Here is an 8,805-nt window from a genome sequence, read left to right as displayed (position 1 = left end):
ATATAAAGTCTATTTATAAATTTATTTTATTTATTTAAGTATTTTATAAAAATATTAAAATAATTTTTTATTTTTACTATTAATTTATATAAATTTATTTTTTTTATTAAAAAAAAGATTATATTCATTTTATAAACAATTTATTAAATTTAATAAATTTATTAATATAATTTAGTAATTTTACATTAATTTTATATTTTTTTATATTTTTTATACTAACTATTCGTTATTTATTCAAACAATTTATATAATATGAATATTATATTATATTATATAATTTTATTTATACAGACTTTACTCGGGATTTAAGAATTATTTCATTATAATTTATTTGTTTTTCGTTTATATTCATTTAATATAATTTTTTAAGTGTTTGTATAAATTTTTTTTGTTTAATATTTTTATTTATTTTGTTAAATAATCTTATTAAATATTATGTAAAGTTTTAGGGGATTTAATGTTAAGTGATGGTACAGCTAATAAAGTAAACAGAACTAAGCCAGTACAAATTTTTTCAAAAAGTGATAATAGTGTCGGTGTAAATGTAGTTAAAAGTCCTGTTAAATTAACTATTTTAGAATTATTAAAAAATAGTGATATGGAATTTAATGAAATTGTTGAAAATACAGGAAGATCTAAATCTACTATCTCTGTTCATTTAAAATCTTTACGAGAAGAAGGGGTTGTTAACTATAGGTTTGACTCAGAAGATAATCGTAAAAAAATTTTTTATATTAGTTCTAGATTTTTAGGAGAAGTTAAACCATCTGAACCTTTAGAACTTGAAGAGCGAAAAATTGACTTTTTGGTTAATAATATCATTAATTCAGGGGATGATTTCGAATTTTCTTATCTTTTATTCCATACCTTAAGGTCTACATTATTTCAAGAAGGAGTAAATATTGACCCTATACTTCACGAAACTGGGGTTAATATTGGATTGTCTCTATATTCTAAACTTTATGATGAAGATTTCGGTAAATTTTTCGAAAATATAAAAGATTTCTGGAGCGAAAAAGGATTAGGTAAAATTACTCTTGAGCTAATGGGAGATTCTTATAAGATAAGGTCTTTTGATTGTTTTGAGTGTGGTCTTCTTCCAAAAACTGGAAAACCAGCATGTTATTTGGAAGCAGGAATATTTGAAGCTCTTTTTTCATCATATCTTAAATATAAGGTTAATGTTATTGAAGTTACATGCTATACTATGGGTGATGATTGTTGTACTTTTGAAATTGAAGCAACTAATGAAGAATATTCTTTGATTTCTTCTATTCCAATATAATACTATTTTTTCTTATATATGAGAAAAATTATTTAATTATTAATTAAATTTATTCTTCATCGAATTTAACTATGGTAGTTGTTAAATAAGGTTTTTCTTTTGAAAAACCATCAATGATTTTTTCATTTTCTTGAGTACAGTTTTGTACTGAAGTGATTGTTTTTTCTCTTGGATCTTTTTTTATAATTTTTTCAACTTTTTTAGAATTTCTAGAAGCTTTCATAATTACAAAACAATCGCCATGAGAGAGAATGTCATTTAATCTTTCATCTATTTTAGGAACTATTGTTAAAATTTCATTTTTTTCAACTAAAGGTTTTTTAATACTTGCAGCACATGCTGTAAATGATGTAATACCTGGCACTACTTCAATTTCATAATTTGTTTCAAGATTTTTTTGAACATAAGTAAATGTTGAAAATATTGAAGGGTCTCCTAATGTAACGAATGCTACATCTCTTCCACTATTAAGGTAATCAGCTATTATAATAGATGCTTCCATCCAATGTCTTTTTAAATTTTCAATATCTTTTTTCATTGGAAATATTGGAGCAACTATCATTACTTTTTTTCTATCAGCCCTTTTATCAATTATGGGTTGAACAATAGATAATGCAATACTTTCTTTTTCATTACTTGCACGTGGTGCACAGATTACAGGAACTTTTTCTAATATTTTTGCAGCTTTAAGTGTTAATAATTCTGTATCTCCAGGGCCTACTCCTATTCCATATAACTTACCTTTTCCCATCAAATCACCTAGTGTTTATTTTATTAATTTTTAAAGAGTTATTAGTTTGTTAATTATTTTTTTTTAAAAAAACCTTCTTCTTAAACTTTTAAAATTAGCTTTTTTTTATTAAAATTATTTTTTTAATAATTTATATTATAATATTTTATAATGTATTCTTTTTAAATCTAACTTTATTTTTTTTTAAAATTTTTTTAAAAGAATTAATTAATATTTCTTTTCAAATGCTAACATAATATTTATAATTAATATTATCAAATATTAATATATGGAAGATTCGTTATTTTGTCCAAATTGTGGAATGTTAAAGGATAATTGTACTTGTGGAAAATTTAAAAGGAAAAATAAAGCAAAAAGTTCTAATTTAAAGTTTTATAATAATAAAAAACCTATTAGGACAAAAGATAAAAAATCTATTGAATCAAAAGATAAAATTCCTGAAGTATATTCCATTGAAGAAAATCGTATTGATAATGATAGAATTAATGAGTTAAAAAAAGAATATCCTCATATTCATGAAGATATTATTATTAATTTTCCATTTGAAATTCCTAGAGAAGGACAATTAGAGATTATACAAGAAATTGAAGATGCTATTAGTAAAGGGTATAAATACATTATTTTAGAAGCAGGTACAGGAACAGGTAAATCTGTTATTGCTGCAACTTTATCTAAAATGTATGATTCTGCTTATATTCTCACAATGACAAAGCAATTACAGTCCCAATATGCAGAGGAATTTAAGTTTCCACTTGTAAAAGGTAGAGCTAATTTTTCATGTTTAAATGGGAATGCTGAAATTACTTGTGATATGGGTTTATGTAAAACTACATTAAATAAAGATAATTTTTTCTGTCCATATGGTGTAGGAAAAAATCCTACTTTAGGTTCAACTGAAGCTTTTACTACTGCTGATAATGCTCCATTTTTCTTTAATTCAGATAATCATTGTAATTATTGGCAACAAAAAACTAATTCTATCAAATCACCAATCACTCTTATGAATTATGATTATGCATTTTTAGAACTTAATTATGTTAAACATTTTTCTCCAAGATCTTTACTTATTCTTGATGAGGCTCATAATATAGAAGATAAAATAATGAAGAATTTAGAACTTAAACTAACTAATCAAAGACTAGAAAAGGATATTCAAAAACGCATTTCTAAGGAAACTTTAAATGATGGTACTATAGAAGATTGGATACTTGAATTAGAATCAATTAGTGATGCTTATAAAAATTTGGATTTAAAAACTTTTAAGAAAAATCAAATTGACCGAATTGATAGAACTCGAAGAAAAATAAAGGAAATTATAAAATATCTTAATGCAGAACCTAAAAATTGGGTTATTGATGCTGATGAGATCGGAGTATCTTTTAAACCACTTAGAATTCATAATTATGCTAAGGATTTATTATTTAAATATGGTGATATTTGCATATTTATGTCTGCTACAATATTGTCCTATAAAATGTTTTCAAAATGGTTAGGTTTAAATGAAAATGAAATATTTTATATAAATGTAGATAGTCCATTTCCTAAAGAAAAAAGACCAATTGACCTTAAACTAGTAGGTAAAATGTCTAAAAATAGAATAAAAGACACTGCTCCTAAAACAATTCCTGTTATTAATGAGATTTTACGTAAACATTCTAATGATAAAGGTTTAATTCATACTCATAGTTATCAAAACTCTAGTTTTATTACACAGAATATTCCAAATTCAAGACTTATATCTCATACTTCCTTTAATAGGGAGCGTGTTTTAGATTATTTTGAAAAGGATGATAATCCTCTTGTACTTGTATCTCCTTCAATGAGTGAAGGTGTAGATTTACCTTATGACAATTGTCGTTTCCAGATAATCTATAAAATACCATTTCCATATTTGGGGGATATGCAAATAAATTTAAGACAAAAAAGAGACAAGCGTTGGTATGCTTATAAAACTGTAATGACTATAATGCAATCTTATGGTAGAGGCATGAGAGCAGAAGATGATTATTGTACTACTTATATTTTAGATAAAGACATTCTTATGCTATTTAAAAGCCCATTATATAAGTCATTAATCCCACGATTTTTTAAGGAAGCTATTGTTGAAAATGACTATATTAAAATTAGATAATTTTTATATAATTTAAATTTTCTATAAAATAATAATTCTATTTTTTAATAATTAATCTAAAAGTGGACCTAGGGGGATTTGAACCCCCGATCTCAGGATCCGAAGTCCTGTGTCATTCCAGACTAGACCATAGGACCAAATTTAACATTATAATTTTTATGTTTTATAATTTATAAAAGTATTTTTTTGAATAATTTATTTTAATTAATAAATATTAAATTAATATTTAAAAAGTATTGTTTTTTTTTTAAAATCTTATTTATATTATTAAATAGATAATTATTTAATAGTTTTTATATATTTTAGATAAATTTTATATTTAAATTAATAATCCATTATCAATAATTAATAATCAATAAGATTGATTTGAATATTGGTGAATAAACATTATCATAGATTTAATTATATCGTTTAAGGTAATATTTATGTTAACTAAAAGAATCATCCCATGTTTAGATTGTGACCTACAGGTTCAAGACGGTCGTGTTGTAAAAGGTGTTGAATTTAAGGAAATTAAATATGCAGGAAACCCTGTTGAACTTGCATCTAAATACTATGAAGAGGGGGCAGATGAAATTGTAATATTGGATATTACAGCATCACATGAGAGAAGGGAAACTATGGCTCATGTTATTGAAAGATTAACTGAAAATGTCTTTATACCTATTTGTGTAGGTGGAGGAATAAGAAAAGTTGAAGATTATATTAAAATGCTTAATGCAGGAGCAGATAAATGTTCAACTAATACATCTGCTATTCATAATCCGGACCTTATAAACGATGCATCTAAAATTGTTGGCTCTCAAGCATGTGTTATAGGTATTGATGCTAAAAGACGTTATGTAAACAGTCCTGCTGATGCTAAAGATAAAAATGTAATTGAGATAGAACATTCTCCAATTTCTGGTGAAAGCTCTTATTGTTGGTTTGATTGTAGTATATATGGGGGACGTGAATTTACAGGTATTGATGCAATTGAATGGGCGATTGAATGTGAAAGACGTGGTGCTGGTGAAATACTTTTAACTTCTATGGATGGTGATGGAACTAAAGCTGGTTATGATTTAGATTTAACTAAAGCTATTAATGATTCTGTTGATATTCCAGTCATCGCTTCTGGAGGAGTTGGAACTCCTGAAGATATTAAAGAAGCATTTGTAAAAACAGATGTAAGTGCAGCACTAGCAGCAAGTATTTTTCATTTTAATGAATATCCTGTTCCAGTTGTAAAACATTACTTAAAAGATAGTGGGATAAATATAAGAATTTGATTTAGGTGTTCTTATGAAATTTAATAATTTAATTGATTTAGACCTAACACAATTATCTGGTCAAACATCACAGCCTCCCTGGACATATCATGAGAATTTGAATACTTATAGTAATGTAATAATCTCTGATAATATCCCAATACTTTTAAAAACCTCTCAAAATAATATTAATTCTTTTAATTTAGATTATGAAATACCAAATAATATTGATGAATCTGTAGTAAATAAAAAGAAAATAGAAAAATCAATTAAAGAAGAAATTATTAAAATGTACGATTTAGATTTTGATTTGGATAAATTCTATAAATTTTTAAAAGATGATGAAAAATTAAGTCCTTGTTGTGATTTTTCTAAAGGTCTTAGATTGTTTAGGGCATCAGACCCATTTGAGGCAATAATATCTTCCATATCTTCTTCTAATAATTCAATTAAAAGGTGGACTACTTCAATCAATAAACTTAAAAAAATTTGGGGTGATGAATTTGAATTTCCTTCTGGAAAATATTATAAATTTCCACCATCTGAAATTCTATTTGATGCATATGGGGATAATTTAGAAGAATATGAAGCGGACAACAGACAAATGGAAATAGAATGTTATACTCATAACCTTAAATCATGTGGATTTGGGTATAGGGTCCCTTACATTAAAGAAGCATCTGAAATATTTACACTTGAGTGTGATTATAATGACTTTTTCAATATGTCCTATAAGCAGGCATATGATGAGATAATTAAAATTAAAGGTGTTGGACCTAAAGTTGCAGACTGTATTTTATTATATGGTTTTGGTTTTATGGAAGCTTTTCCATCTGATGTCTGGATAAAAAGAATAGTTTCATATTTGTATTTTGATAATAATTCTGATATTTCAATTAAAGAACTAAGAGAATTTGGAATGGACACTTTTGGTAAATATGCAGGTTATGTTCAATTATACTTATTTAATTATGGACGTACATCTGGTTTATTTGATAAATTAACTAATAAATAGTATTTAAATATAAATTTAAATTTTATATTCCCTTTAAAAGTCTTTTTAAAATAGTTTATTTATTTTATTTTTAAAAAGTAGTTTATTTTATTTTAAAATTAGTGAAATATTGGTTGTATATGTTTTATTAAATTTAGTTATTAAATAAAAAAAGAAAAAGTTAAAATGATTATTTAGCCAGTTACACTTACTTTAATCATTTTATCTCCAGGATTAATTGCATTTACAACATCCATACCTTCAATAACTTGACCAAATACAGTATGTACTCCGTCTAAATGAGGTTGTGGGCTGTGAGTAATAAAAAATTGGCTTCCGCCAGTATCTTTACCAGCATGTGCCATTGATAGAGCACCTGTGCCGTGTTTGTGAGGATTTCCTTCAGTTTCACATTTAATGGTATAACCTGGTCCTCCAGTACCATTTCCATTAGGACATCCTCCTTGAATAACAAAGTCAGGTATTACTCTATGGAAAGTTAAACCATCATAAAATCCACTATTTGCTAATTTTTCAAAATTAGCCACAGTACCTGGAGCTTCATTAGGGAATAATTCTAAAACAATGTCTCCTTTTTCAGTTTCAATTCTTGCTTTTTTCATAGTATCACTTTTCCTTTATAAAAGTTTATAGTTATTTAATAATTAAATTAATAATTATTAATTAAATAATTATTCATAATTATTTATTTTAAATATTATTAAATTAATAATTTATACTTTATTATTTAATCGATAACTCATTAATAATATATATTTTTTTTAAAAAATTATCAATATATTATTAAGTTTATATTTAATAAAAAATAGAACATTATTTGTATAAATTTTTTTTATAATTTTTTTTAAGTTTTGTGTTTATAAAAAAACTAAGATTTAATACTTATTTATAATTAATATTAATAGAAATTTTTTTAGCCATTAATTATAAATTATAAATTTTAATTTTTAATTTTTATTAATTTAATAAACTAATTAAATTTAATTTATCATATTTTTTAAAGGTGATTTTTATGAATACTAATGAAGTTATGGATATTTATGATAAATATTTCCTTAACACTTATGGAAGACAACCAATTGTAATTGACCATGCTCATGGAATTAAAGTTTATGATATTGAAGGTAATGAATACTTAGATTTCTTTGCTGGAATTGCTGTAAATAATGTAGGTCAAACTAACCATAAAATTGTAAGTGCAATACAAAACCAAGCAGAAAAGCTTATTCATTGTTCAAATATTTACTATAATGTGCCTGCAGGGGAACTTGCAGAAAAATTAGCGAATATTTCAGATTTTAACAAAGTATTTTTCTCAAACAGTGGGGCTGAAGCAAATGAGGCTGCAATAAAACTTGCAAGAAAATACACTGGTAAAGGAGAAATTATAACAGCTTTAAATTCATTTCACGGAAGAACTATGTTAACTATCACTGCAACAGGTCAGGATAAATTCTCTAAACCTTTTAAACCAGTTCCACCTGGATTTATATATGTACCCTTTAATGATATTAAAGCAATGGAAGATGCTATTGGGGATGATACTTGTGCAATTATGTTAGAGATTGTACAAGGTGAAGGTGGAGTTAATGTTATAAACAAAGAATATATTAAGGCTGTTGAAAAATTATGCCGTGATAATAATATTCTTTTAATTATTGATGAGGTTCAAACAGGAATTGGTAGATGTGGAAGTCTATTTGCTTATCAACAATATGGTATTAAACCAGATATAATGTCTCTTGCAAAAGGTTTAGGTGGAGGTTTTCCAATAGGTGCTACTCTTGCAACTGATAAGGTTTCAGAAGGATTTGAACCAGGAGACCATGGTTCTACATTTGGAGGTAATCCTCTTGCATGTGCAGCTGCAAATGCTGTTATTGAAGTTATTGAAGAGGAAGACTTAATTGAAAATTCTAAAAAAATGGGTCAGTATGCTAAAGATAAATTAAATTCTCTTAAAGAACAATATGAATTTATAGTTGATGTAAGAGGTTTAGGCCTATTAATAGGTATTGAACAATGGTGGAGATATTGTTGATAAAATGAGAAATAAGGGTATTTTGATAAACTGTACTGCTGATAAAGTTTTAAGACTTGCTCCGGCTTTAACCATTAAAGAGGAAAATATCGACACTATGGTTCAAGCATTAGATGATGTTTTATCTGAAATAAAAACTTAAATATTTTTATTTTTTCTATTTTTAAAGATTTTTTCTTTAAAATTCTTATTTTTTTATTTATCAATTTTTATGGGTTAATACCATTATTTTCCAATGCTGTCAAGCTAAGAAAATTTTGATTTTTTAAAAGCTATCTTGAATGTTTGCTTTGCATTTTTTATGATAATATTTATCTTTTTCTCTTTCTTCA

The 8,805-nt window shown here is 25.4% G+C and carries 6 protein-coding genes, 1 tRNA gene and 1 pseudogene; 5 read left to right on the top strand and 3 right to left on the bottom strand.

The window, feature by feature from the left end:
* Positions 1-457 precede the first annotated feature (457 nt).
* A complete protein-coding gene (locus tag QZ146_RS07410) occupies positions 458-1,285 on the top strand; it encodes a V4R domain-containing protein (RefSeq protein ID WP_295723145.1) in 828 nt (275 codons plus the stop codon).
* 49 nt (positions 1,286-1,334) lie between these two features.
* Here the strand turns inward: QZ146_RS07410 and cobI are convergent, their stop codons facing one another.
* The gene (gene cobI / locus QZ146_RS07405) at positions 1,335-2,039 is read right to left on the bottom strand and encodes a precorrin-2 C(20)-methyltransferase (RefSeq protein ID WP_295723144.1); all 705 of its coding nucleotides are present in this window, start codon (positions 2,037-2,039) and stop codon (positions 1,335-1,337) included.
* A gap of 265 nt (positions 2,040-2,304) precedes the next feature.
* On the opposite strand from cobI, the gene QZ146_RS07400 reads away from it, so the two are divergent.
* Positions 2,305-4,167, top strand: coding sequence for a helicase C-terminal domain-containing protein (locus QZ146_RS07400; RefSeq protein WP_295723143.1), 1,863 nt, complete (start codon positions 2,305-2,307; stop codon positions 4,165-4,167).
* Positions 4,168-4,230: 63 nt separating this feature from the next.
* Here QZ146_RS07400 and QZ146_RS07395 read toward each other — a convergent pair.
* Positions 4,231-4,304: transfer RNA gene (locus QZ146_RS07395), tRNA-Arg, on the bottom strand.
* Between the two features lie 288 nt (positions 4,305-4,592).
* Between QZ146_RS07395 and hisF the strand changes: the two genes are divergently transcribed.
* Together hisF and QZ146_RS07385 are read left to right on the top strand one after the other, a co-directional pair.
* Positions 4,593-5,438, top strand: coding sequence for an imidazole glycerol phosphate synthase subunit HisF (gene hisF / locus QZ146_RS07390; RefSeq protein ID WP_295723141.1), 846 nt, complete (start codon positions 4,593-4,595; stop codon positions 5,436-5,438).
* A 13-nt stretch (positions 5,439-5,451) separates the two neighbouring features.
* Positions 5,452-6,432, top strand: a complete 981-nt coding sequence (locus QZ146_RS07385) for a DNA glycosylase (RefSeq protein WP_295723139.1) — start codon at positions 5,452-5,454, stop codon at positions 6,430-6,432.
* A 173-nt stretch (positions 6,433-6,605) separates the two neighbouring features.
* Here QZ146_RS07385 and QZ146_RS07380 read toward each other — a convergent pair whose 3' ends face one another.
* Positions 6,606-7,034, bottom strand: a complete 429-nt coding sequence (locus QZ146_RS07380; RefSeq protein WP_295723137.1) for a peptidylprolyl isomerase — start codon at positions 7,032-7,034, stop codon at positions 6,606-6,608.
* 410 nt (positions 7,035-7,444) lie between these two features.
* Between QZ146_RS07380 and QZ146_RS07375 the strand changes: the two are divergent.
* Positions 7,445-8,615: pseudogene (locus tag QZ146_RS07375) on the top strand (aspartate aminotransferase family protein).
* Positions 8,616-8,805: the final 190 nt, after the last annotated feature.

Origin of the sequence: uncultured Methanobrevibacter sp. (assembly GCF_905235195.1) — an archaeon.
Taxonomy (GTDB): domain Archaea; phylum Methanobacteriota; class Methanobacteria; order Methanobacteriales; family Methanobacteriaceae; genus Methanarmilla.
This window is presented reverse-complemented; position numbering and strand designations above follow the sequence as displayed.

Excerpts from the sequence above, each read along its gene's own strand:
- QZ146_RS07410 (WP_295723145.1), top strand. The coding sequence starts at position 458 with ATGTTAAGTGATGGTACAGCTAATAAAGTAAACAGAACTAAGCCAGTA.
- QZ146_RS07400 (WP_295723143.1), top strand. The coding sequence starts at position 2,305 with ATGGAAGATTCGTTATTTTGTCCAAATTGTGGAATGTTAAAGGATAAT.
- hisF (WP_295723141.1), top strand. The coding sequence starts at position 4,593 with ATGTTAACTAAAAGAATCATCCCATGTTTAGATTGTGACCTACAGGTT.
- QZ146_RS07385 (WP_295723139.1), top strand. The coding sequence starts at position 5,452 with ATGAAATTTAATAATTTAATTGATTTAGACCTAACACAATTATCTGGT.
- QZ146_RS07380 (WP_295723137.1), bottom strand. The coding sequence starts at position 7,034 with ATGAAAAAAGCAAGAATTGAAACTGAAAAAGGAGACATTGTTTTAGAA.